Here is a 23,688-nt window from a genome sequence, read left to right on the forward strand (position 1 = left end):
CGTCGCCATGGAAGAGAAGCTCCGCTTCGCCATCCGTGAAGGCGGCCGCACCGTCGGCGCAGGCGTCGTCGCCGCCATCAACGATTAAGTTCGGTACGCCCCGGCCGGGGCGCTTTTCCGGCAACACCGCGTCACCCACGGATCGCCGCAGATCCGTGGGTGTTTTTTTGCCTTCGGTCATGAGGACATCCGCACGATGATGGTTTCCACCACCAACGAGATCGCCGGCTATCGCGTCGTCGCCCATCTCGGGGTGGTCCGTGGCATCACGGTCCGCTCACGCAGCGTGATCGGCAACGTTGTCGGCGGGGTACAGGCACTGTTCGGCGGTCGGATCGACGCCTACCTCGCTCTCGCCGAAACGGCTCGCCGGGAAGCGTTCGAGCACATGTGTGAACAGGCGGCAGCGGCCGGGGCCGATGCGATCGTTGGCATGCGCTACGATGCGACCGACATCATGGACGGCATCACCGAAGTCCTGGCCTATGGCACCGCGGTGAGAGTTGTTCGGGAATAGGCAATGTCGCGCTTGTGCACGGGCTCGTTCCTGTATAGAGGAGCGGGGCGCGTAGGAGTGTAGCTCAACTGGTCAGAGCGCCGGTCTCCAAAACCGGAGGTTGCGGGTTCGAGTCCCTCCACTCCTGCCAGTGTTTTCCTTAAGCGCGACACCGGAACGGCCTCCCGTCGGGAGTGTCGACCCGGAGCGTGTTTTCCCGCTCTCTGTCGATATGTCCGCGACGGTCGACAATACCCGGGACTTGCGCTAGAGCGTTCGCACTCCGAGATCGGTGACTGTGTTCGGTGCGGGCTTCGACCAGAGCCTCCGCACCGGCCCGCTTTCCGGTCAGAGCCGATTTTCCCTGTTGTTGGCATCAATGGCATCGAACGAAGCAACGAAGAAGGCGGACCTGGCGCGCACCCCGCAGCGCGGCTCCGCCACGCCGACGCCGCCTCGGGCGACCCCGCCCGTGCGGCCCGCGCCCAAGCGCGTCGGCCCGGCCGAGTTCCTGTCCCAGGTGCGCGACGAGGGCCGCAAGGTCACGTGGCCGTCCCGCAAGGAGACCACCGTCACGACGATCATGGTGTTCATCATGGTCGTGGCGGCGAGCATCTTCTTCACGGTCGTGGACCAGGCCCTGCGCTACATCGTGACCCTGATCCTCGGGGTCGGCGCCTAGAACAACTGAGTCTCCCTGGGCGCGTCGTCGCGACCGGGCAGGCCGACGTCAGGATTTGGTGAGAACCGTGTCGAAACGCTGGTACATCGTCCACGCCTACTCGAACTTCGAGAACAAGGTCGCGCAGTCCATCAAGGATCAGGCGGCTCAGCGCGGGCTGATGGAGCTGTTCGACGAGGTCATGGTCCCGACCGAAAAGGTCGTCGAAGTCCGCCGCGGCCGTAAGGTCGACGCCGAGCGCAAGTTCTTCCCCGGCTACGTGCTGGTGAAGTGCGACCTGACCGACGAGGTCTATCACCTCATTAAGAACACCCCCAAGGTCACCGGCTTTCTCGGCGCCGACAAGTCGAAGCCGGTGCCGATTCCCGATTCAGAAGCCGAGCGCATCAAGGGTCAGGTCGCCGAGGGCGTCGATCGGCCCAAGCCCTCGATCTCCTTCGAGATTGGCGAGACCGTCCGCGTCGCCGACGGTCCCTTCGCCTCCTTCAACGGCACCGTCGAGGAAATCGACGAGAGCCGTTCGCGCCTCAAGGTCGCCGTGTCGATCTTCGGTCGCGCCACTCCAGTGGAACTCGAATACGCCCAGGTCGAGAAGATCTGATTTTTTCGAATTTCGAGGTCGGTCGCGACTGACCGGTCTATAGTTTTTCCGCGCGGTGCCAAGCCGAGCGTGAAAATGGCCGTAGGGGTCGCTCCCCGGACGGTTTCACACGCGGGAGGTCCGCCCGGTTTGCCGCCGGGATCCACGGACCGCACCGCGACCTGCAACCGCTCGCCCCGTCCGTGCTCCAGGCAGCCGGGCGGCGAGCCTACATTTGGGAGCAGTCCCTATGGCAAAGAAGATCACGGGCTACGTGAAGCTTCAGGTTCCGGCCGGCGCCGCGAACCCGTCGCCGCCCATCGGCCCCGCGCTCGGTCAGCGTGGCCTCAACATCATGGAATTCTGCAAGGCCTTCAACGCGAAGACCTCTCAGATCGAGAAGGGCACCCCGATCCCGGTCGTCATCACGGCGTACCAGGACCGCTCCTTCACCTTCGAGATGAAGCAGCCGCCGGTCACCTTCTTCCTGAAGAAGGCCGCCGGCCTCAAGATCGGCAAGAAGCCGGCTTCCGGCTCCAAGACCCCGGGCAAGGGCCCGACGGTGGGCAAGGTCACCGAAGCTCAGCTTCGCGAGATCGCCGAGAAGAAGATGCCCGACCTGAACTGCGACTCGGTTGACGCCGCCGTCGCCATGATCCGTGGCTCCGCGCGGGCCATGGGCCTCGACGTCGTCGCTTAAGGGGAGGGCACAATGGCACACGAAGGCAAGCGCATCCGCGCCGCCCGCGAGGGCATCGACGCGCTCAAGCTCTACACCATCGACGAGGCGATCGCCTTGGTGAAGCAGAAGGCCAGCGCCAAGTTCGACGAGACCGTCGAGGTCTCGATGAATCTCGGCGTCGACCCGCGTCACGCCGACCAGATGGTCCGTGGCGTCTGCAACCTGCCCAACGGCTCCGGCCGGACCGTGCGGGTGGCGGTGTTCGCCCGCGGCGCCAAGGCCGACGAGGCCCGGGCCGCCGGTGCCGACATCGTCGGCGCCGAGGACCTGCTTGAGATCGTCCAGAGCGGCAAAATCGAGTTCGACCGCTGCATCGCGACCCCGGACCTGATGCCCCTCGTCGGCCGTCTCGGCAAGGTGCTCGGCCCCCGCGGCCTGATGCCGAACCCGAAGGTCGGCACCGTCACCATGGACGTGAAGTCCGCGGTCGCCGGCGCCAAGGGCGGTTCGGTGGAGTTCCGCGTCGAGAAGGCGGGCATCGTCCATGCCGGCATCGGCAAGGTCTCGTTCGACGAAGCCAAGCTCGTCGAGAACATCAAGGCGTTCGCCGACGCGGTGGCCAAGGCCAAGCCCGCCGGCGCCAAGGGCACCTACATCCAGCGCGTCGCCGTGACGTCCTCGATGGGCCCGGGCGTGCGGGTCGAGCCCTCGACCGTGCTGACCGCCTGATCGGCGCTTCTCACGTAAGGATATGAAAACGCCCGGCCCTCAAGGCCGGGCGTTTTCTTTTTGTCCGGGCGCTGTGTCTGTCTATGGCAGCAGCGACAGGCGCCGGCCCGCCAGTAGCGTCGCGGTGAGCCCGGCGAACATCGTCGCGCCGAAGAGCCAGCCCGATGCGGCACCCGCCATGATCCCGGACAGCAGCGTGCCGACGCTACAGCCGAGACCGGTCATCGCCCCCCAGCCGAGCAGAATTCCACCGACGAGGCCGCGCCCGATCTGGCCGCGCTTGGGCAGGGTGGGGCGGAACTCGCCCGCCGCCAGGGCGGCGGCGAGGGACGCCACGACGAGACCGGCGATGAACAGGCCGTTCGGGGTCAGGACCGCATCGCGGATGGCGGTGGCGCAGCCGCGAAACCCGTCGAGCCCTTCGAGCCGCGCCGGCAGAAGGTCGAGCCCGGCAGCGGCTTGCCTGGCCCGGCCGCCGATCTCCGCCGTGACGCCGAGCGGCCCCACCCGCAGATAGGCCAGCGTGCCCAGCGCCCCGACGGCGAGCCCTCCCAGCCAAGTCGGCCAACGTTGCACGAACACCGCTCGAAGCGGTTCGACGCGGCCCGGTGATAGTCCTTCGGCGGGAGGCAACCATCGCAGCAGAGGCACCGCCAATGCCGCCAGGACCGTGAGCGTGAGGAAGAGGCCGCCGGCATAGCCGAGATGACGGGGCAGCCAGATGACGGGCGCCTCCGAGATGCTGGCGAGGTAGAGCGTGTTCCAAGTGAAGAAGCCGAGAACGAAGCCGAGGGCCGTCCCCAACAGGGCGAAGGGTGCCGTGGGCGAGCCCTCGCCGAGCCGGTAGAGATGGGCGCCGATACAGGAACCCGAGATCGCCATGCCCGCCCCGAAGGCGGCGCCGGCGAGGGCGAGGACCGGCCCGACTGGGCCGATATGCGCATCCGGGGGCAACCGCACGCCGCTCGGATCAGGCAGCCACGCTCCGAGGACCACACTGTAGCCAACCGCCCCCGCGGCCAGGGCGGCGAGGATGCCGAGCGCCCCGCGCGGATCACGCCGATCGATCAGATCGCGCCACAGGCAAAAGAAGCAGAAGCGCGAGCGTTGCAGCACGAAGCCGAACAGGGCTCCGAATGTCAGGGACAGCGCGAGCCGGCTGCCGCCGGCATCGCCCGACAGCTTCAGGGCCGCGGCCAGCAATGCAGTCCCGATCAGGGCCGCCGACGCGACCCGCAGCATCACGGAAAAACGCCCGGTCGAAAGACCGGGCGCGCGGTGTTCGGATAGCGATGGAGCCGTCACTTGCCCGACCACACCGTCCCGGCGAGGTTGACCACGGGAACGCCAACGGCGTTGCCGTATTCGGTCCAGGAGCCATCGTAGTTCCGCACGGGGTAACCGAGGACGCGACTCAGCACGAACCAGGAATGGCTGGAGCGCTCACCGATGCGGCAGGAGGTGATGATCGGCTTCGAGCCGTCGATCCCGACATCCGCATAGAGCTTCTTCAGTTCCGCCACGGATTTCAGGGTACCGTCCGGGTTCACGGCCTTGCCCCAGGGTACGTTCACCGAACCGGGAATGTGGCCCGCCCGGATCGCGAGTTCCTGAACTCCTGCCGGCGCGATGAGCTTGCCCGAGAATTCATCCGGCGAGCGGATGTCGAGGATCGTCTCGTTCCGCTCCTTGCGCGCCACCGCGAGAACGTCCGCAAGGCGCGCGCGCTGGGCGTTGGAGACCGGGGTGACCGGGAAAGTCGAGGCGGCCACGTCGGGGCTGCGGGTATCGAGCTGCCGCTTCTCGGCCTCCCATTTCTTGCGGCCACCGTCGAGGAGCTTCACGTTGTCGACGAGCCCGTACTGGGCGAAGACCCAGGCGCCCCAGGCGGCGAACCAGTTGTTGTTGTCGCCATAGAGGATCACGCTGGTTTCGCGATCGATGCCGAGACGCCGGATGAGCGCCGCGAACTTCTCCGGCCCGGCAATGTCGCGGCTCACGGTCTCCACGAGATCCGTATGCCAGAGGACGTTCTGTGCGCCGGGCACATGCCCGCGCTCGTACACGCCCGGCTCGACGCTGACTTCGACGATCCGGAGCTTCGGCGAGGCGAGATTGGCCTCGAGCCATTCGGTGGAGACGAGGGGGCTGGTCAGGCTCTGTTTCTGCTCGGTGGCGTGAGCCGCCACCGGCCCGATCATCGGCAAGGCCAGGGCGGCCAGAGCCATACGTGCGGCAAGAAGGGTTCTGAAGGACACGGGCGCGCTCCGGCAGGGAAGAGTCGTCGCATCGCGGTTGAGCTTGCACAACTGCAAGTCACGCTCCGAAATTTGACCGCACAATGGTGTTTATCTTCAGAACTTAAATCAATACAATGTTATTTCAAATATCGGTGTGTCGAGAGAATACAACTGCCGCAGCCATCACAAAAAGACAGGGATTATCTTGAGCCTTCAACCGTCCGCGAACCCAGACCAAAGGCGCGGGATTCGGAGAAGGCGGGGCAGGGAGGACGATGGGGACGGTTCTTCGTCACAGATCCGACCCCGGACCATACCCATTCGGGCCCTGCGGGCGGATGCCCGGCTTTCCGCCCGGGCATCCGCGTCGGTGCTCATGCACGCCAGAACGGCTTGGCGGCCTCTGCACGCAGGGCGACCGGATCGAGATCGAGCGCCTTCACTTGTTCCGAGGTCAATTCGCGAATTGTACGCCGTCCGGCCGCTCTGCTGTACCAGATCAACAGGAGGGAGATTGCTCTCGCGGGAAAGGATTGGTTAGGGTGGCTGAGAGCGCCGAACGGCCTCGAAAGAGGCTGCGAATCGGTGGATAGATTGTCGGATATCGGCATGATCGGGTCACCTCCATCGGGTCACTCAATCCTATTGATCTGAATTTGAATCGAATCAATTGGATTATTGTACTCGGAGCAATGCACGCGTGGCGGACTATCGGATGATTTCGGAGAGGATCGCCGCGGACATTGCCCAGGGGCGCCTGGCACCGGGGAGCCGGATGCCGACGCAACGGCAGTTCGCCTTCGAGCGCGGGATCGCCGTCTCCACCGCGAGCCGTGTCTATGCGGAGCTGTCGCGGCGCGGACTGATCACCGGAGAGGTGGGGCGCGGCACCTTCATTCGGGCCTCGGCCACCGGCGCGGCGGGATCACCGGACGCCGAGACCGCACTCATCAATCTCGAGCACGTCTACTCGATCCTGCCCCATCAGGCGGCGGAGCTGAGCGCCAGCCTCGGCGCCCTGCTCCAACCGGCCAGGCTCCGAGCTGCGTTCTCGCCGGTCCGGCCGGGCGCGAAGGAGCCGGCGCGCGCCGGGGCGGCGGCCTTCTTCGCGCGGGGAGGGTGGTCGGCCGACCCCGAGACCGTCCTGTTCACCGGGGCCGGACGCCAGGGCATCGCCGCGGCGATCTCGGCCCTGGCCCAGCCCGGCGATCGGATCGGCGTCGAGGCCATGACCTATCCCATCGTCAAGGGCCTCGCGGCCCGGCTCGGCGTCGAACTGGTTCCCCTCGCGATGGATGCGGAGGGCGTGATCCCGGACGCCATCGAGCGGGCACATCGCGAGGCCCCCCTCCGCGCCCTCTACCTCCAGCCCGTCCTGCAAAGCCCCCTCGGCCAGACCATGAGCGCGGATCGCCGGCGCGCCGTCGCATCACTCCTCGGCAGGCATGACCTCGTCTGCATCGAGGACGCCGTGTACGGGTTCCTCTGCGACGAGGAGCCCCTGGCCGCCCTGGCACCCGAGAGGGTGATCGTCATCGACAGTTTGTCGAAGCGCCTCGCTCCGGGCCTGGGCCTCGGTTTCGTCGCCGGGCCGCCCCACCTCACGCAGCGACTCGCGGGCGCGATCCGCACGGGAGCTTGGACCGCGAGCGGACTCCCCCTGGCGGTGGCGCTTCACCTCATGAACGACGGAACGGCGCGCCGGATCGGCATGGCGAAGCGGGCGGATGCGGCAGCGCGCCAGAGCGCGGCCAGAGAAGCGCTGAGCGGCCTCGACGTTCGGGGCGACCCGAGGGCGTTCCACCTCTGGCTATCGCTTCCTCCCCATTGGACGGCGGAACGCTACGCGGGCGCCGCGGCGCGCAATGGCGTGGCGGTGTCGCCGGCCAGCGCTTTTGCCATCGATCCGGCAACGCCGGAGAACGGGGTGCGCCTCGCGCTCGGCTCACCGCCCTTCGAGCGGCTCGAGACCGCACTTCAGACGCTGCAGCGCCTCGCCCTCGACGAAGACGATTCCGTGGTGGAGTGAGATCCACACCGTCGGCGGGACCCGCACGACGGGCCGGTGGGCCCGAGGCACATCTCGCGCCTGCGTCAAACGCGCGCGAAGGATCGCCCCCGGCGACGCTGCAAGGCGAGATCCATCCCAGAAAGGGTCAAGAAATCAACATGCGAGGGTGACGCCTCCGCAACTGTCTGTGCTAGGAATGCCGCCATGCGATGCACCCTCTCCGTCACCTCGAACCGACGCATCCTGTGCGTCTTTCCCGCATACACGCCGTCCTTCGGGACGTTCGCCCATGCCTACCCGTTAATGGGCGGGGTGAAGGCCTTCATGCCCCCGCAGGGCCTTCTCCTCATCGCGGCCTATATGCCGGAGGAATGGGAATACCGGTTCATCGACGAGAACATCAAACGGGCCGGGCCGGAGGATTTCGCCTGGGCCGATGCGGTGTTCGTGTCGGGCATGCACATCCAGGCCCCCCAGATCCGGGACATCTACGCCAGGGCGCATGCGGCCGGTAAGGTGACGGCCCTCGGCGGTCCGTCCGTGTCCGGATCGCCCGAGCAATATCCGGAATTCGACTATCTCCATATCGGCGAGATCGGCGACGCCACCGACGAGCTCGTGTCGATCCTCGACCGCGACGTGTCGATCCCGGCGAGCCAGGTTCGCCTGGAGACCAAGGAGCGCCTTCCGCTCTCGGACTTTCCGGCCCCCGCCTACGAGGCCGCCCCCCTCAAGCGCTACCTCATCGGCTCCCTGCAATTCTCGTCCGGCTGCCCCTATCGCTGCGAGTTCTGCGACATCCCGCAGCTCTATGGCCGGCAGCCGCGCCTGAAGACTCCGGAGCAGATGCTCGGCGAGCTCGACGCGATCATCTCGCAGCCGGGCCATCCGGCCGTCGTGTACTTCGTCGATGACAACTTCATCGGCAACCGCAAGGCCACGAAGGACATGCTGCCCCACCTCGTGGAGTGGCAGAAGAAGAACCATTACCCGCTTCAGTTCGCCTGCGAGGCGACCCTGAACATGGCCAAGCAGCCCGACATCCTGGAGCTGATGCGCCAGGCGAACTTCATGACCGTCTTCGTCGGCATCGAGACGCCGGAAGAGGACGCGCTGGCGGGCATCGACAAGAAGCACAACGCCGCCGTGCCGATGTACGAGGCGATCGAGACGCTCAACAGCTTCGGCCTCGAAGTCACCTCGGGCATTATCCTGGGCCTCGACACCGAGACGGACGGCTCGGAGCAGAAGCTCATCGACTTCGTCGACAAGTCGGCGGTGCCGGTGCTGACGATGAACCTGCTCCAGGCCCTGCCGAAGACACCGCTCTGGGACAGGCTGACCCGCGAGGGGCGCCTCACCCACGACGCGGCGCTGGAATCCAACGTCCTGTTCAAGCGCCCGCACGACGACGTAGTGGCGAGCTGGCGCCGGGCCATCGCCCATGCATACGAGCCGGAGAACCTGTTCGCGCGCTTCCGCTATCAGGTGGAGCGGACCTATCCGCACCGGATCAAGACGCCCACCAGGGGCAAGCTGACGCGGACCAATCTCCGTCGCGGCCTCGTGCTCGGTTTCAACATCGCCCTGCGCGTGGGAATCCTGTCGGATTACCGGGGCGTGTTCTGGCGTGCGGCGGGCCATGCCCTGAAGCGCGGGCAGATCGAGGCGGTCTTCAACATGGGCTTCGTCGCCCATCACCTGATCCGTTTCACCCGCGAGGCGCTCCGCGGCGAACACAACGCCTCCTTCTACGCGGCCAAGGCCGAGCAGAAGCTGGAGAATGCCCGGACGCCCTGGTGGCAAGTCGCGCGTAAGTTCCTGCCGACGTAGAGACTTACCTCGGCGCCCGAAGATCCTCCCGCTGAAGAGGCGGGAGGAAATCCCGTCAATCAAAATCGTACTGTCGGGCGTCGATTTCCTGCACGAGGCACTTGGCAGGGCGCTTGCTAGGGCCTATAGACCCCGCTCAACGTTTTCACACTTTGAAAGGATTCGACCAATCGGTCGATATCCGACATGCGAATTCGTCTGGGTGACCAGACGATAATGGCCGGAAGGCTTTGAGGGGCGAACAGCCCCTTCAAGCCTCGTCCGGCCATGTCCTGTCCGAGACTGCAGGCGCTGGGCAACCGGCTTAATTCCCCAGCCTGCACAGACGGGGAAGACCGAATTCAAGACCCTCTCGGCACCGCGATTCGCGGCGCAGGCAGGGATCGGTTTGAACCATCTCGCCCGTGCCGTCCACCGTTCCGGAGGATGTCAGGGGACAGGGCCGTGAAGCGTCGTCCAGGACGTTCCGGCTTCTCGCTGAGCCGAGTTCCGTTCCGGGCGGCATGTGCAACCGGCGGCCCCTCCCCGAGAGGGACCCGCCAACCGGAGAGAGCCCCAGTGGACAGGACAGCCAAAGCTGATCTCGTCTCGACGCTCAACGGCGTGTTTGCGAACACGTCCGTCGTCGTCGTGGCCCACTACAAAGGCCTCACGGTCGCCGAGATGCAGAAGCTGCGCGCGCAGATGAAGCTGGCCGGTGCCACCGTGAAGGTCACCAAGAACCGCATCGCCAACATCGCTCTCGATGGCACGGACGTCGCCTCCATCAAGCCCCTCCTGAAGGGTCCGACCCTGCTCGCCTATTCGAGCGATCCGGTCGCGGCTGCGAAGGTTGCGGTGGATTTCGCCAAGGGTAACGACAAGCTCGTGATCCTCGGCGGCGCCATGGGAACGACCGCTCTGAACCCGGACGGTGTGAAGGCGCTCGCGTCGCTCCCGTCCCTCGACGAACTGCGCGGCAAGATCGTGGGCCTTATCCAGGCTCCCGCGACCAAGATCGCTCAGGTCGTCAACGCTCCGGCTGCCAAGCTGGCTCGCGTGTTCGGAGCCTATGCCACCAAGGACGCGGCTCAGGACGAAGCGGCCTGACGCCGCCTCGTCCTTCACAAACCATCCGTTCAAACCGATATCCAAAGGAAGAATACAATGGCTGATCTTGCCAAGCTCGTCGACGACCTGTCCTCGCTGACCGTTCTCGAAGCCGCCGACCTCGCCAAGCTCCTCGAAGAGAAGTGGGGCGTCTCCGCCGCTGCTGCCGTCGCCGTCGCCGGTCCGGCCGCTGGCCCGGCCGCCGTCGTCGAGGAGCAGACCGAGTTCACGGTTCTCCTGACCGCCGCCGGCGACAAGAAGATCGAGGTCATCAAGGAGGTCCGCGCGATCACCGGCCTCGGCCTCAAGGAAGCCAAGGACCTCGTCGAGGGCGCTCCGAAGGCTGTCAAGGAGTCCGTCAACAAGGAAGAGGCCGAGAAGCTCAAGGCTCAGCTCGAGAAGGCCGGCGCCAAGGTCGAGCTCAAGTAAGTTGCCGATGGGCCAAATCAGGCCCGTCACTTCCGGTCGGTCCCATCGGGGCCGGCCGGCACCGACGCCCGCGGGTCTCCGACCCGTGGGCTAAGGTCGCTTCAAGCGACCGGGCGGTCCTGGAACGGACCGGCGGCATTTCATTTCGGGTGGGCTTGGTCCGGCGGGACGGGTTCATCGCCTGGTCGCGGGAGGCATAAAGCCTTCCCCGGGCACCCGGTACGCGGGACGTAGGAGCGAGGTCACCCATGGCCAACACGCTGGTCGGTCGCAAGCGCATTCGCAAATTCTTCGGCAAGATCAAGGAAGTCGCCGAGATGCCGAACCTCATCGAGGTTCAGAAGGCATCCTACGACCAATTCCTGATGATGGACGAGCCGGAAGGCGGACGGGGCGACGAAGGCCTGCAGACCGTGTTCAAATCGGTCTTCCCGATCTCCGATTTTTCGGCGACCGCGCTCCTCGAATTCGTCAAGTACACGTTCGAACAGCCGAAATACGATGTCGACGAGTGTCGCCAGCGCGGCATCACCTTCGCGGCTCCCCTCAAGGTGACGCTGCGCCTCATCGTGTTCGATGTCGACCCCGATACCGGGGCGAAGTCCGTCAAGGACATCAAGGAGCAGGACGTCTACATGGGCGACATGCCCCTGATGACGGAGAACGGCACCTTCATCGTCAACGGCACCGAGCGCGTCATCGTCTCGCAGATGCACCGTTCGCCGGGCGTGTTCTTCGACCACGACAAGGGCAAGACCCACTCGTCGGGCAAGCTCCTGTTCGCCGCCCGCATCATCCCGTATCGCGGCTCCTGGCTCGACGTCGAGTTCGACGCCAAGGACATCGTGCATGTGCGTATCGACCGTAAGCGCAAGCTTCCGGCGACGTCGCTGCTGTTCGCCCTCGGCCTCGACGGCGAAGAGATCCTCTCCACCTTCTACAACCGCGTCGTCTACGACCGCGACGGCGCCGAATGGCGCGTGCCGTTCGATGCCGACCGCCTGAAGGGCTTCAAGGCCTCCGTCGACTTGGTCGATGCCGATTCCGGTGAAGTCGTGCTCGAAGCTGGCAAGAAGCTCAACGCCCGCAATGCCCGCCAGATCAGCGAGCGCGGCGTTCAGTTCCTGAAGGCCACCGACGAGGACCTGATCGGCCAGTACATCGCCGAAGATCTGGTCAACGCGAAGACCGGCGAGATCTGGGCCGAGGCCGGCGACGAAATCTCCGACAAGCTCCTCAAGAGCCTGGAAGAGGTCGGCGTTTCCGAACTTCCGGTTCTCGACATCGATCACGTCAATGTCGGTCCCTACATCCGCAATACCCTCGCCGTGGACAAGAACTCGTCCCGCGAAGGCGCGCTGTTCGACATCTACCGCGTCATGCGTCCCGGCGAGCCGCCGACGCTCGACACCGCCGAGGCGATGTTCCACTCGCTGTTCTTCGATTCCGAGCGCTACGATCTCTCGGCCGTCGGCCGCGTGAAGATGAACATGCGCCTCGACCTCGATGCCGAGGACACCGTGCGCACCCTGCGCCGCGAGGACATGCTCGCGGTCGTCAAGGCGCTGGTGGATCTGCGCGACGGCAAGGGCGAGATCGACGACATCGATCACCTCGGCAACCGCCGTGTGCGTTCGGTGGGCGAGCTCATGGAGAACCAGTACCGCCTGGGTCTCCTGCGCATGGAGCGCGCCATCAAGGAACGCATGTCCTCGGTCGATATCGACACGGTCATGCCGCAGGACCTCATCAACGCGAAGCCCGCCGCGGCCGCGGTGCGTGAGTTCTTCGGCTCGTCGCAGCTGTCGCAGTTCATGGATCAGACCAATCCGCTCTCGGAAGTGACGCATAAGCGTCGCCTCTCGGCGCTTGGCCCTGGCGGTCTCACCCGTGAGCGGGCCGGCTTCGAGGTGCGCGACGTGCACCCGACCCATTACGGCCGCATCTGCCCGATCGAGACGCCGGAAGGCCCGAACATCGGTCTCATCAACTCGCTCGCAACCTTCGCGCGGGTGAACAAGTACGGCTTCATCGAGACCCCGTTCCGTCGCGTGAAGGACGGCGTGGTGACGAAGGAGGTCTCCTACCTCTCGGCGATGGAAGAGGCGAAGTACTACGTCGCCCAGGCCAACGCCCAGATGGACGAGAGCTTCAAGCTGACGGAAGACCTCGTGGTCTGCCGTCGGGCCGGCGACGTCATCGTCGTGCCGCCCGACCGCGTCGACCTCATGGACGTGTCGCCGAAGCAGCTCGTCTCGGTGGCCGCGGCCCTCATCCCGTTCCTCGAGAACGACGACGCGAACCGCGCTCTGATGGGTTCGAACATGCAGCGCCAGGCGGTGCCGCTGGTTCGCGCAGACGCGCCGTTCGTCGGTACCGGCATGGAAGCCGTGGTCGCCCGCGATTCGGGTGCCGCCATCGCGGCGCGCCGCTCCGGCATCGTCGACCAGGTGGATGCGACCCGTATCGTCATCCGCGCCACCGAAGAGGCCGATGCCAACAAGCCCGGCGTCGACATCTACCGCCTGCAGAAGTTCCAGCGCTCCAACCAGTCGACCTGCATCACGCAGAAGCCGCTGGTCCGCGTGGGTGAGCAGGTGAAGAAGGGCGAGATCATCGCCGATGGTCCGTCGACGGAGTTCGGCGAGCTGGCGCTCGGCCGGAACGTGCTCGTCGCGTTCATGCCGTGGAACGGCTACAACTTCGAGGACTCGATCCTGCTCTCCGAGCGGATCGTGAAGGATGACGTGTTCACCTCGATCCATATCGAGGAATTCGAGGTGATGGCCCGAGACACCAAGCTCGGTCCGGAGGAAATCACCCGCGACATCCCCAACGTCTCGGAAGAGGCGCTGAAGAACCTCGACGAGGCCGGCATCGTCTATATCGGCGCCGAGGTCCACGCGGGCGACATCCTGTGCGGGAAGATCACCCCGAAGGGCGAGAGCCCGATGACGCCGGAAGAAAAGCTTCTGCGCGCCATCTTCGGTGAGAAGGCCTCGGACGTGCGCGACACCTCGCTCCGGGTTCCCCCGGGCGTCACCGGCACCATCGTCGAAGTCCGGGTGTTCAACCGCCACGGCGTCGACAAGGACGAGCGCGCCCAGGCCATCGAGCGCGAGGAGATCGAGCGTCTCGCCAAGGATCGCGACGACGAGCAGGCGATCCTCGACCGCAACACCTACGCCCGTCTCGCCGGCGTCCTGATCGGCCAGTCGCCGATCGCGGGTCCGAAGGGTTTCAAGAAGGAGACCACGCTCAGCCGTGAGCTCCTGAACGAGTACCCGCGCTCGCAATGGTGGCAGTTCGCCGTCGTCGAAGACCGTCTCATGACCGAGATGGAAGCGATGCAGAAGCAGTACGACGAGTCGAAGAAGCGCCTCGAGCAGCGTTTCCTCGACAAGGTCGAGAAGCTGCAGCGCGGCGACGAGTTGCCCCCCGGCGTCATGAAGATGGTCAAGGTCTTCGTCGCCGTGAAGCGCAAGATCCAGCCGGGCGACAAGATGGCCGGCCGTCACGGCAACAAGGGCGTCGTGTCGCGGATCGTGCCGATCGAGGACATGCCGTTCCTCGAAGACGGGACGCATGCCGACATCGTGCTCAACCCGCTCGGCGTGCCGTCGCGCATGAACGTCGGTCAGATCCTCGAGACCCATCTGGGCTGGGCTGCCGCCGGTCTCGGCCGCAAGGTCGGGCTCGCCGTGGACGCCTATCTCCGCAGCAACGACATCGCGCCCCTCAAGGCGGAGATGGAGGCGATCTACTCGCCGTCGGAGCTGGAAGGCCTCTCGGACGACGACATGGCGGAGGCGGCCAACAACGTCCGCCGCGGCGTGCCGATGGCCACTCCGGTGTTCAACGGCGCCAAGGAGGCCGACATCGAGACGATGCTGGAGTTGGCCGGGCTCGACCGTTCGGCGCAGTCGACGCTCTACGACGGGCGCACCGGCGAGCCTTTCGACCGCAAGGTGACGATGGGCTACATCTACATGCTGAAGCTCCACCACCTCGTGGACGACAAAATCCACGCACGGTCGATCGGTCCGTACTCCCTCGTCACCCAGCAGCCGCTGGGCGGAAAGGCGCAGTTCGGCGGCCAGCGCTTCGGCGAGATGGAGGTCTGGGCTCTGGAAGCCTACGGCGCGGCCTACACGCTGCAGGAGATGCTCACGGTGAAGTCGGACGACGTCGCGGGCCGCACCAAGGTCTACGAGGCCATCGTCCGCGGCGACGACACGTTCGAGGCCGGCATCCCCGAGTCCTTCAACGTGCTCGTCAAGGAGATGCGCTCGCTCGGCCTCAACGTGGAGCTCACCTCCTCGAAGAAGCTTGCGAACGACCAGCTCGACCCGCCCGCCGAGGCGGCCGAGTAAGACCACACCACACGCTCCCGCGCCGGCACCTCGCCGGCGCGGTCCGAGCGGGGAGGGGAAGCGCCTCCCGGGACGACGGCCAGCGGCGACCCGACCGGTCACTGCGCCGACCTCACGTTTTCAGCACGCGGTAGCCCCTCGGCGGAGGGTGCGCCCCGTCAGCAGGAGTCGATCCATGAACCAAGAGGTCATGAATCTTTTCAACCAGCAGGCTCAGCCCCAGAGCTTCGACCAGATCAAGATTTCGATCTCGAGCCCCGAGAAGATCCTCTCGTGGTCCTTCGGCGAGATCAAGAAGCCCGAGACGATCAACTACCGCACGTTCAAGCCCGAGCGCGACGGCCTGTTCTGCGCGCGCATCTTTGGCCCGATCAAGGATTACGAGTGCTTGTGCGGCAAGTACAAGCGCATGAAGTACAAGGGCGTCATCTGTGAGAAGTGCGGCGTCGAGGTCACCCTCGCGCGCGTTCGGCGCGACCGCATGGGGCATATCGAGCTCGCCGCCCCCGTCGCCCATATCTGGTTCTTGAAGTCGCTGCCGAGCCGCATCGGCCTGCTGCTCGACATGGCGCTCAAGGACCTCGAGCGCATCCTCTACTTCGAATCCTACTGCGTCATCGAGCCGGGCCTCACCCCCCTTAAGGAGCGTCAGCTCCTCTCCGAGGAAGAGTACCTGCGCGCCCAGGAGGAGTACGGCGAGGACAGCTTCACCGCCATGATCGGCGCCGAGGCCATCCGGCGCATCCTGCAGGAGCTCGACCTCGACGGGATCGCGAACTCGCTCCGCGAGGAGATCGCCACCACGACCTCCGAGTTGAAGCCCAAAAAGCTCCTCAAGCGCCTGAAGATCATCGAGGCCTTCCAGATGTCGGGCAACAAGCCCGAATGGATGATCCTCACCGTGGTTCCGGTGATCCCGCCGGACCTGCGTCCGCTCGTCCCCCTGGACGGCGGCCGCTTCGCCACGTCCGATCTGAACGACCTCTACCGCCGCGTCATCAACCGCAACAACCGCCTGAAGCGGCTGATCGAACTGCGCGCACCCGACATCATCATCCGCAACGAGAAGCGCATGCTTCAGGAAGCGGTGGACGCGCTGTTCGACAACGGCCGCCGCGGCCGCGTCATCACGGGTGCCAACAAGCGTCCGTTGAAGTCGCTCGCCGACATGCTCAAGGGCAAGCAGGGCCGCTTCCGCCAGAACCTGCTCGGCAAGCGCGTCGACTATTCCGGCCGCTCGGTGATCGTGGTGGGCCCGGAGCTGAAGCTGCATCAGTGCGGCCTGCCGAAGAAGATGGCCTTGGAGCTGTTCAAGCCCTTCATCTACGCACGCCTCGACGCCAAGGGTTTCTCAGCCACCGTCAAGCAGGCCAAGAAGCTCGTCGAGAAGGAGAAGCCCGAAGTCTGGGATATCCTCGACGAGGTCATCCGCGAGCACCCGGTGATGCTCAACCGCGCGCCGACGCTCCACCGCCTCGGCATCCAGGCGTTCGAGCCGAAGCTGATCGAAGGTAAGGCGATCCAGCTTCACCCGCTCGTCTGCGCGGCCTTCAACGCCGACTTCGACGGCGACCAGATGGCCGTCCACGTCCCGCTCTCGCTGGAAGCCCAGCTGGAAGCGCGCGTGCTGATGATGTCGACCAACAACATCCTGCACCCGGCCAACGGTCAGCCGATCATCGTGCCGTCGCAGGATATCGTGCTCGGCCTGTACTACCTGTCGATCGTCGCCGAGGGCGCCATCGGCGCCTTCGACCCGACCAACAAGAAGAACCCGATGCAGGGTGTCTTCGGCACCATCGGTGAACTCGAGCACGCCCTCGCGGCCAACACCGTGAAGCTGCACTCGAAGATCCGCTGGCGGTGGAACGGCATCGGCCCCGATGGCGAGCCGCTGACCCAGACCTACGACACCACGCCCGGCCGCGTGATCCTGTCCACGGCCCTGCCGCTGCACAAGAAGGTCCCCTACGACGTCGTCAACAAGCTGATGACGAAGAAGGAGATCTCCGCGATGATCGACACCGTCTACCGCCACTGCGGTCAGAAGGAGTCGGTGATCTTCTGTGACCGCATCATGGCGCTGGGCTTCAACCACGCGTTCAAGGCCGGCATCTCGTTCGGCAAGGACGACATGGTGGTGCCGGACAACAAGTGGCCGATCGTGGACGACACCCGCGCGCTGGTGAAGGACTACGAGCAGCAGTACAATGACGGCCTGATCACGCAGGGCGAGAAGTACAACAAGGTGGTGGATGCCTGGGCCAAGTGCTCGGACAAGCTCGCCGCCGAGATGATGCTGCGCATCTCCACCGTGCAGAAGGACGAGAACGGCGCCGACAAGCAGATCAACTCGATCTACATGATGAGCCACTCCGGTGCCCGTGGTTCGCCGGCGCAGATGAAGCAGCTCGCCGCGATGCGCGGACTCATGGCCAAGCCCTCGGGCGAGATCATCGAGACCCCGATCATCTCGAACTTCAAGGAAGGCCTGGACGTCCTCGAGTACTTCAACTCAACGCACGGAGCCCGTAAGGGCCTCGCCGACACGGCCTTGAAGACCGCGAATTCCGGCTACCTGACCCGCCGCCTCGTCGACGTGGCCCAGGACGCCGTCATTCGCGAGGTCGATTGCGGCACGACCAACGGCATCAAGATGCGCGCCATCGTCGATGCAGGCCAGGTCGTGGCTCCGCTCTCGATCCGCATCCTCGGCCGCGCCACGGCCGAAGATCTCGTGGCTCAGGACGGTTCGGTCATCGTCAAGACCAACGAGACGATCGAGGAGAAGCACCTGCCTGCCATCCAGGCGGCCGGCATCCAGGAGGTGAAGATCCGCTCGGTGCTCGTGTGCGCCACCAAGAGCGGCGTCTGCGCCACCTGCTACGGACGCGATCTCGCCCGTGGAACGCCCGTCAACATGGGCGAGGCGGTCGGCGTCATCGCGGCGCAGTCCATCGGCGAGCCGGGCACCCAGCTCACCATGCGTACCTTCCACATCGGCGGTGCGGCGCAGATCGCGGATTCGTCCTTCATCGAGTCGAGCTTCGAAGGCACGATCAAGATCCGCAACCGGGCACTCGCCCGCAACACCGACGGCGATCTCATCGCCACCGGTCGTAACGTGGCGGTGGTCATCGTCGGCACCGATGGAGCGGAACGTGCGGTCCACCGCCTGCAATACGGCGCACGCCTGCGGGTGGACGAAGGCGACACCGTCAAGCGCGGCCAGCGCATCGCCGAGTGGGACCCCTATACCCGTCCGATCATCACCGAGACCGACGGTATCGTGGCCTACGAGGATCTGATCGACGGTCAGTCGATCACCGAGACCACCGACGAGTCGACCGGCATCGCCAAGCGCGTCGTCATCGACTGGCGTGGTACGGCGCGCACGGCCGACCTCAAGCCGGCCATGCTGGTCCTCGACCAGGACGGCAAGCCGATGAAGCTGCCGCGCGGTTCGGACGCCCGCTACTTCCTGCCCGTCGACGCCATCATCGGCTACGACCCCGGCGGTACGGTGAAGGCGGGCGACATCCTCGCCCGTGTCTCCACCGACTCGGCCAAGACCCGCGACATCACCGGCGGTCTGCCGCGGGTGGCGGAACTGTTCGAGGCCCGTCGTCCGAAGGATGCGGCCATCATCGCGGAGAAGTCGGGCACGATTCAGTTCGGGCGCGACTACAAGAACAAGCGTCGCCTGACGCTGACGCCGCATGACGGTTCGGATGCGGTCGAGTACCTGATCCCCAAGGGCAAGCACATCCACCTCCAGGACGGCGACGTCGTGGAGCTCGGCGACTACATCGTCGACGGCAACCCGGCGCCGCACGACATCCTGGCGATCAAGGGCGTCGAGGAACTCGCTGCCTACCTCGTCAACGAGATCCAGGAGGTCTACCGGCTCCAGGGCGTGTCCATCAACGACAAGCACATCGAGGTGATCGTCCGTCAGATGCTGCAGAAGGTGGAGATCACCGATGGCGGCGATTCGGAAATCCTGACAGGCGACCAGATCGACCGGACGGAACTCGCGGACATCAACGAGAAGCTGCTCGCCGAGAACAAGAAGCCCGTGGTCGGCGTGCCGGTATTGCTGGGTATCACCAAGGCGTCCCTGCAGACGAAGTCGTTCATCTCGGCGGCCTCGTTCCAGGAAACCACCCGCGTCCTCACCGAGGCGGCCGTCAACGGCAAGGTCGACCATCTCGAAGGCTTGAAGGAGAACGTCATCGTCGGCTCGCTCATCCCGGCCGGCACGGGGTCGATGGCAGCCGACATCCGCGCCGTGGCGCGGCGTCGCGACGCCATGATCCTGCAGCAGAAGGCGGTCGAGAGCGGTGCCCAGCCCCTCAGCGAGCTGCCGCCAGCCGCCGAGTGACAGGCACGACACCGTTCTGAACGAACCCAAGGGCGGCCAGCGATGGCCGCCCTTTCTCGTTCCGGAAACCGAGTAGGCTAAGTGGAGACAGGGTCAATTTTTTGAAGGGGAGCCGAAGCGAATCGCCATCGCAGCACCTCTCACCATTGACTCCAGCACCGTGGTCCGGACGGGCGAACCTAACACCGGTCACCTCGGAGCCGCGCCGAGCTCCGGACCGGGACGATAATTGGACGTTAACCGCCGGTCAGACCAAACTTTATCGTACTTCGGGATTGACGTTCCACCGTCCCCCGCATAGAAGCACGCCACTCCGGCACAACAGCAGGACATAGCGAGTCGCGACCCACGGGCCGTAAGACAATCGCTAATCCGGTTCCGGCACTCACATCGACTGACGTCCTTGTCAGATCAGTAGGTACGAGCGCGCTGAAAGGCGTGATCCTCTGCCGAACACGCGCCACGGGTCTTCACCGATCCATGGCGCATATTCGTTTTGCGGATCTTCTTATCGAGATCCGCGACAGCCCGGAAACGGGCTGCCTCGTGAAGCCGAACATGGGATCGCGCATAAGCGGTCCGAATGAAGAGGGCAGAGTATGCCGACGATCAACCAGCTGATCGCTCAGCCGCGTAAAGCGCAGAAGAGCCGCAACAAGGTGCCGGCGCTCGACGCTTGCCCGCAGAAGCGTGGCGTTTGCACCCGCGTCTACACGACGACGCCGAAGAAGCCGAACTCGGCGCTCCGTAAGGTCGCCAAGGTCCGTCTGACCAACGGTTTCGAAGTTATTGGGTACATCCCCGGCGAAGGTCACAACCTTCAAGAGCACTCCGTGGTGATGATCCGCGGCGGCCGCGTGAAGGATCTACCCGGCGTTCGCTACCACATCTTGCGCGGCGTGCTCGACACGCAGGGCGTCAAGGGTCGTAAGCAGCGCCGCTCCAAGTACGGCGCCAAGCGTCCGAAGTAAGAATTTCGCTCATCCCGTAAGGATGTCGCCGACCTCGACGAGGTTCAGGTGGCCTGCGCGGGGTGGTTTCAAGACCTTGATTGATAGACGGAGCGAGCGATGTCCCGCCGCCATTCTGCTGAAAAGCGTGAGATCATCCCGGACGCCAAGTACGGCGACATCGTGCTCACCAAGTTCATGAATTCCATCATGTACGAGGGCAAGAAGTCGATTGCCGAAGGTATCGTCTACGGCGCGTTCGACATCGTTGAGAACCGCGCTCGTGCGAACCCGATCGAGGTGTTCCGCGCCGCTCTCGAGAACGTCGCTCCGGCGATCGAAGTGCGGTCCCGTCGCGTCGGCGGCGCGACCTATCAGGTCCCCGTCGAGGTTCGCACCGAGCGTCGTCAGGCTCTGGCGATCCGCTGGCTCATCCAGGCCGCCCGTGGCCGCAACGACCGCACCATGGTCGAGCGCCTCTCGGCCGAACTCCTCGATGCCGCGAACAACCGTGGCAACGCGGTCAAGAAGCGGGAAGACACGCACCGGATGGCTGAAGCCAACCGCGCCTTCTCGCACTACCGCTGGTAAGCGGCCCCGGACCCTTTCAGGAGCAATCCGATGCCCCGCACGCATGCGATCGAGGACTACCGTAATTTCGGCATCATGGCTCACATTGATGCTGGCAAAACCACGACCACTGAGCGGATCCTCTACTACACCGGCAAGTCCCATAAGATCGGCGAAGTCCATGACGGCGCCGCGACGATGGATTGGATGACGCAGGAGCAGGAGCGTGGCATCACGATCACCTCCGCCGCGACCACCTGCTTCTGGCGCGACAAGCGCCTGAACATCATCGACACCCCCGGCCACGTGGACTTCACCATCGAAGTCGAGCGCTCACTGCGCGTCCTCGACGGCGCCGTCTGCGTCCTCGACGGCAACCAGGGCGTCGAGCCACAGACCGAGACCGTCTGGCGCCAGGCCGACAAGTACGACGTTCCGCGCGTCGTGTTCGTTAACAAGATGGACAAGATCGGCGCCGACTTCTTCAAATGCGTCGCCGACATCATCGACCGCGTCGCCGGCAAGCCCGTTTGCCTGCAGCTTCCGATCGGCGCCGAGACGACCTTCAAGGGCGTCATCGACCTGATCAAGATGAAGGCCATCGTCTGGACGTCCGAGAAGCTCGGCGCCGATTTCTCGGAGACCGAGATCCCGGCCGACCTGGCCGATCAGGCTGCGGAATACCGGATCAAGCTCGTCGAAGCCTGCGTCGAGATGGATGACGATGCCATGTCGGCCTATCTCGACGGTGTCGAGCCGGATGCCGAGACGATGCATCGCCTCGTGCGCACCGCCGTCCAGCGTCGCGCCTTCCACCCCGTGCTCTGCGGTTCGGCCTTCAAGAACAAGGGCGTTCAGCCCCTGCTCGACGCCGTTGTCGACTACCTGCCGTCTCCCGCTGATCGCGGCGAGATCAAGGGCCTCGACTTCAAGACCGAAGAAGAGACCGTGCGTCATCCGTCCGACAGCGATCCCTTCTCGATGCTGGCGTTCAAGATCATGGACGACCCGCATGTCGGCACGATCACGTTCTGCCGTGTCTACTCGGGCAAGGTCGAGTCGGGCGCCAACGTCATCAACTCGTCGCGCGACAAGAAAGAGCGTGTCGGCCGCATGCTTCTCATGCACGCCAACAACCGCGAAGACGTGAAGGAAGCCTTCACCGGCGACATCGTGGCTCTGGCCGGTCTCAAGGAAACTCGTACTGGCGATACGCTGTGCGATCCGAAGGACGCCGTCATCCTCGAGAAGATGGAGTTCCCCGAGCCCGTCATCGAGATCGCGGTCGAGCCGAAGTCCAAGGCCGATCAGGAGAAGCTCGGCATCGCTCTCGCCAAGCTCGCTGCTGAGGATCCGTCCTTCCGCGTCTCAACAGACCAGGAATCGGGCCAGACCATCCTCCGCGGGATGGGCGAACTCCACCTCGACATCAAGGTCGACATCCTGCGCCGCACCTACATGGTCGACGCGAATATCGGTCAGCCGCAGGTGGCGTATCGTGAGAAGCTCACGAAGCGCACCGAGATCGACTACACCCACAAGAAGCAGACCGGCGGTACCGGTCAGTTCGCTCGGGTGAAGTTCGTGGTCGAGCCGAACGAGCCGGGCAAGGGCTTCGAGTTCTCCTCGAAGATCATCGGCGGCACGGTGCCCAAGGAATACATCCCGGGCGTCGAGAAGGGTCTCAACTCGGTGCTCGGCGCCGGTATCCTAGCCGGCTTCCCGGTGGTGGACATCAAGGTCGAGTTGATCGACGGCGCCTACCACGACGTCGACTCCTCGGCCCTGGCCTTCGAAATCGCCTCTCGTGCGGCGCTCCGTGAAGCCCTCCAGAAGGGTGGATCGGTCCTGCTCGAACCGGTCATGAAGGTCGAGGTCGTCTCGCCGGAAGAATATACCGGTTCGGTGATCGGCGATCTGAATTCCCGCCGTGGCCAGATCCAGGGCCAGGACATGCGCGGCAATGCGAACGTCATCAACGCGATGGTGCCGCTCGCCAACATGTTCGGCTACGTGAACCAGCTGCGCTCCTTCTCCCAGGGCCGCGCGAACTTCACGATGCAGTTTGACCATTACGAAGAGGTGCCGCGCGGCGAGGCCGAGAAGGTCGTCGCGAAGTACGCTTAAGGCTTCCCGCCTTTTCCGGACCGCAGCAGCATCACCTGAAACACTGAGATTACGGAGGCTACGATGGCCAAAGAGAAGTTTGCCCGCACCAAGCCGCACTGCAACATCGGCACGATCGGTCACGTCGACCACGGCAAGACGTCGCTGACGGCGGCGATCACGAAGGTCCTGGCGGAGTCGGGTGGCGCGACGTTCACGGCCTACGACCAGATCGACAAGGCCCCCGAGGAGAAGGCCCGCGGCATCACGATCTCGACGGCTCACGTCGAGTACGAGACGGCCAACCGTCACTACGCCCACGTCGATTGCCCCGGCCACGCCGATTACGTGAAGAACATGATCACGGGTGCCGCCCAGATGGACGGCGCGATCCTGGTCGTGTCGGCCGCCGACGGCCCGATGCCCCAGACCCGCGAGCACATCCTGCTCGCCCGCCAGGTCGGCGTGCCGGCGCTGGTGGTGTTCCTCAACAAGGTCGACCTCGTCGACGACGAGGAGCTCCTCGAGCTCGTC

The 23,688-nt window shown here is 65.0% G+C and carries 18 protein-coding genes, 1 tRNA gene and 1 pseudogene; 17 read left to right on the plus strand and 3 right to left on the minus strand.

All coding sequences use genetic code 11. The features are described 5' to 3' along the window. The 7 genes and pseudogenes from ASF26_RS22020 to rplA all read left to right on the plus strand — a co-directional run. A pseudogene (locus ASF26_RS22020) lies at nt 1-88 on the plus strand (elongation factor Tu); the annotation flags it as partial. Between the two features lie 108 nt (nt 89-196). Further along, a complete protein-coding gene (locus ASF26_RS11485; RefSeq protein WP_056253770.1) occupies nt 197-517 on the plus strand; it encodes a YbjQ family protein in 321 nt (106 codons plus the stop codon). Between the two features lie 53 nt (nt 518-570). Next, nucleotides 571-647: transfer RNA gene (locus tag ASF26_RS11490), tRNA-Trp, on the plus strand. 228 nt (nt 648-875) lie between these two features. After that, nucleotides 876-1,178 carry a preprotein translocase subunit SecE gene (secE, locus tag ASF26_RS11495; protein WP_056253773.1) on the plus strand — a complete coding sequence of 101 codons (303 nt, stop codon included), beginning with the start codon at nt 876-878 and terminating at the stop codon, nt 1,176-1,178. A 67-nt stretch (nt 1,179-1,245) separates the two neighbouring features. Continuing rightward, nucleotides 1,246-1,779, plus strand: coding sequence for a transcription termination/antitermination protein NusG (gene nusG, locus ASF26_RS11500; protein ID WP_018044246.1), 534 nt, complete (start codon nt 1,246-1,248; stop codon nt 1,777-1,779). 229 nt (nt 1,780-2,008) lie between these two features. Continuing rightward, on the plus strand, nt 2,009-2,458 hold the full coding sequence (gene rplK / locus ASF26_RS11505) for a 50S ribosomal protein L11 (protein ID WP_018044245.1): 450 nt from the start codon (nt 2,009-2,011) through the stop codon (nt 2,456-2,458). A 12-nt stretch (nt 2,459-2,470) separates the two neighbouring features. Further along, nucleotides 2,471-3,169: a 50S ribosomal protein L1 gene (gene rplA, locus ASF26_RS11510; RefSeq protein WP_018044244.1), complete on the plus strand. Its 699-nt coding sequence runs from the start codon at nt 2,471-2,473 to the stop codon at nt 3,167-3,169. A gap of 81 nt (nt 3,170-3,250) precedes the next feature. Here rplA and ASF26_RS11515 read toward each other — a convergent pair whose 3' ends face one another. From ASF26_RS11515 to ASF26_RS22690, 3 genes are all read right to left on the minus strand, one after another. Further along, nucleotides 3,251-4,411 (minus strand): YeeE/YedE family protein, encoded by a 1,161-nt coding sequence (locus ASF26_RS11515; RefSeq protein ID WP_156462965.1) that lies wholly within the window; start codon nt 4,409-4,411, stop codon nt 3,251-3,253. A 59-nt stretch (nt 4,412-4,470) separates the two neighbouring features. Next, on the minus strand, nt 4,471-5,370 hold the full coding sequence (locus ASF26_RS11520; RefSeq protein ID WP_244475903.1) for a sulfurtransferase: 900 nt from the start codon (nt 5,368-5,370) through the stop codon (nt 4,471-4,473). 413 nt (nt 5,371-5,783) lie between these two features. Continuing rightward, nucleotides 5,784-6,020 (minus strand): hypothetical protein, encoded by a 237-nt coding sequence (locus ASF26_RS22690; protein WP_156462966.1) that lies wholly within the window; start codon nt 6,018-6,020, stop codon nt 5,784-5,786. A 104-nt stretch (nt 6,021-6,124) separates the two neighbouring features. Here ASF26_RS22690 and ASF26_RS11525 point away from each other — a divergent pair, with 104 nt between their 5' ends. From ASF26_RS11525 to ASF26_RS11570, 10 genes are all read left to right on the plus strand, one after another. Next, nucleotides 6,125-7,438 (plus strand): PLP-dependent aminotransferase family protein, encoded by a 1,314-nt coding sequence (locus ASF26_RS11525; protein ID WP_056253779.1) that lies wholly within the window; start codon nt 6,125-6,127, stop codon nt 7,436-7,438. A gap of 186 nt (nt 7,439-7,624) precedes the next feature. Continuing rightward, the gene (locus ASF26_RS11530) at nt 7,625-9,253 is read left to right on the plus strand and encodes a B12-binding domain-containing radical SAM protein (RefSeq protein ID WP_056253780.1); all 1,629 of its coding nucleotides are present in this window, start codon (nt 7,625-7,627) and stop codon (nt 9,251-9,253) included. A gap of 558 nt (nt 9,254-9,811) precedes the next feature. Next, on the plus strand, nt 9,812-10,342 hold the full coding sequence (gene rplJ / locus ASF26_RS11535; protein ID WP_018044239.1) for a 50S ribosomal protein L10: 531 nt from the start codon (nt 9,812-9,814) through the stop codon (nt 10,340-10,342). A 57-nt stretch (nt 10,343-10,399) separates the two neighbouring features. Further along, a complete protein-coding gene (gene rplL, locus ASF26_RS11540; protein WP_018044238.1) occupies nt 10,400-10,771 on the plus strand; it encodes a 50S ribosomal protein L7/L12 in 372 nt (123 codons plus the stop codon). A gap of 248 nt (nt 10,772-11,019) precedes the next feature. After that, nucleotides 11,020-15,144 (plus strand): DNA-directed RNA polymerase subunit beta, encoded by a 4,125-nt coding sequence (gene rpoB, locus ASF26_RS11545; RefSeq protein ID WP_056253783.1) that lies wholly within the window; start codon nt 11,020-11,022, stop codon nt 15,142-15,144. A 175-nt stretch (nt 15,145-15,319) separates the two neighbouring features. Next, nucleotides 15,320-19,528: a DNA-directed RNA polymerase subunit beta' gene (rpoC, locus tag ASF26_RS11550; RefSeq protein ID WP_056253788.1), complete on the plus strand. Its 4,209-nt coding sequence runs from the start codon at nt 15,320-15,322 to the stop codon at nt 19,526-19,528. 599 nt (nt 19,529-20,127) lie between these two features. Further along, nucleotides 20,128-20,499, plus strand: coding sequence for a 30S ribosomal protein S12 (gene rpsL, locus ASF26_RS11555; RefSeq protein ID WP_018044234.1), 372 nt, complete (start codon nt 20,128-20,130; stop codon nt 20,497-20,499). A gap of 99 nt (nt 20,500-20,598) precedes the next feature. Continuing rightward, nucleotides 20,599-21,069, plus strand: a complete 471-nt coding sequence (gene rpsG / locus ASF26_RS11560) for a 30S ribosomal protein S7 (RefSeq protein ID WP_018044233.1) — start codon at nt 20,599-20,601, stop codon at nt 21,067-21,069. Nucleotides 21,070-21,099: 30 nt separating this feature from the next. Continuing rightward, a complete protein-coding gene (fusA, locus tag ASF26_RS11565) occupies nt 21,100-23,175 on the plus strand; it encodes an elongation factor G (protein WP_018044232.1) in 2,076 nt (691 codons plus the stop codon). Between the two features lie 63 nt (nt 23,176-23,238). Beyond that, a partial coding sequence (locus ASF26_RS11570) for a GTP-binding protein (RefSeq protein WP_156462967.1) occupies nt 23,239-23,688 on the plus strand: 450 nt, incomplete at its 3' end.

Source organism: Methylobacterium sp. Leaf93 (assembly GCF_001422345.1).
Lineage (GTDB): Bacteria > Pseudomonadota > Alphaproteobacteria > Rhizobiales > Beijerinckiaceae > Methylobacterium > Methylobacterium bullatum.

Excerpts from the sequence above, each read along its gene's own strand:
- rplK (WP_018044245.1), top strand. The coding sequence starts at position 2,009 with ATGGCAAAGAAGATCACGGGCTACGTGAAGCTTCAGGTTCCGGCCGGC.
- ASF26_RS22690 (WP_156462966.1), bottom strand. The coding sequence starts at position 6,020 with ATGCCGATATCCGACAATCTATCCACCGATTCGCAGCCTCTTTCGAGG.
- ASF26_RS11520 (WP_244475903.1), bottom strand. The coding sequence starts at position 5,370 with ATGATCGGGCCGGTGGCGGCTCACGCCACCGAGCAGAAACAGAGCCTG.
- ASF26_RS11525 (WP_056253779.1), top strand. The coding sequence starts at position 6,125 with ATGATTTCGGAGAGGATCGCCGCGGACATTGCCCAGGGGCGCCTGGCA.
- secE (WP_056253773.1), top strand. The coding sequence starts at position 876 with ATGGCATCGAACGAAGCAACGAAGAAGGCGGACCTGGCGCGCACCCCG.
- ASF26_RS11515 (WP_156462965.1), bottom strand. The coding sequence starts at position 4,411 with ATGCTGCGGGTCGCGTCGGCGGCCCTGATCGGGACTGCATTGCTGGCC.
- rpoB (WP_056253783.1), top strand. The coding sequence starts at position 11,020 with ATGGCCAACACGCTGGTCGGTCGCAAGCGCATTCGCAAATTCTTCGGC.
- fusA (WP_018044232.1), top strand. The coding sequence starts at position 21,100 with ATGCCCCGCACGCATGCGATCGAGGACTACCGTAATTTCGGCATCATG.
- rplA (WP_018044244.1), top strand. The coding sequence starts at position 2,471 with ATGGCACACGAAGGCAAGCGCATCCGCGCCGCCCGCGAGGGCATCGAC.
- rpsL (WP_018044234.1), top strand. The coding sequence starts at position 20,128 with ATGCCGACGATCAACCAGCTGATCGCTCAGCCGCGTAAAGCGCAGAAG.
- rplL (WP_018044238.1), top strand. The coding sequence starts at position 10,400 with ATGGCTGATCTTGCCAAGCTCGTCGACGACCTGTCCTCGCTGACCGTT.
- ASF26_RS11530 (WP_056253780.1), top strand. The coding sequence starts at position 7,625 with ATGCGATGCACCCTCTCCGTCACCTCGAACCGACGCATCCTGTGCGTC.
- ASF26_RS11485 (WP_056253770.1), top strand. The coding sequence starts at position 197 with ATGATGGTTTCCACCACCAACGAGATCGCCGGCTATCGCGTCGTCGCC.
- rpsG (WP_018044233.1), top strand. The coding sequence starts at position 20,599 with ATGTCCCGCCGCCATTCTGCTGAAAAGCGTGAGATCATCCCGGACGCC.
- rpoC (WP_056253788.1), top strand. The coding sequence starts at position 15,320 with ATGAACCAAGAGGTCATGAATCTTTTCAACCAGCAGGCTCAGCCCCAG.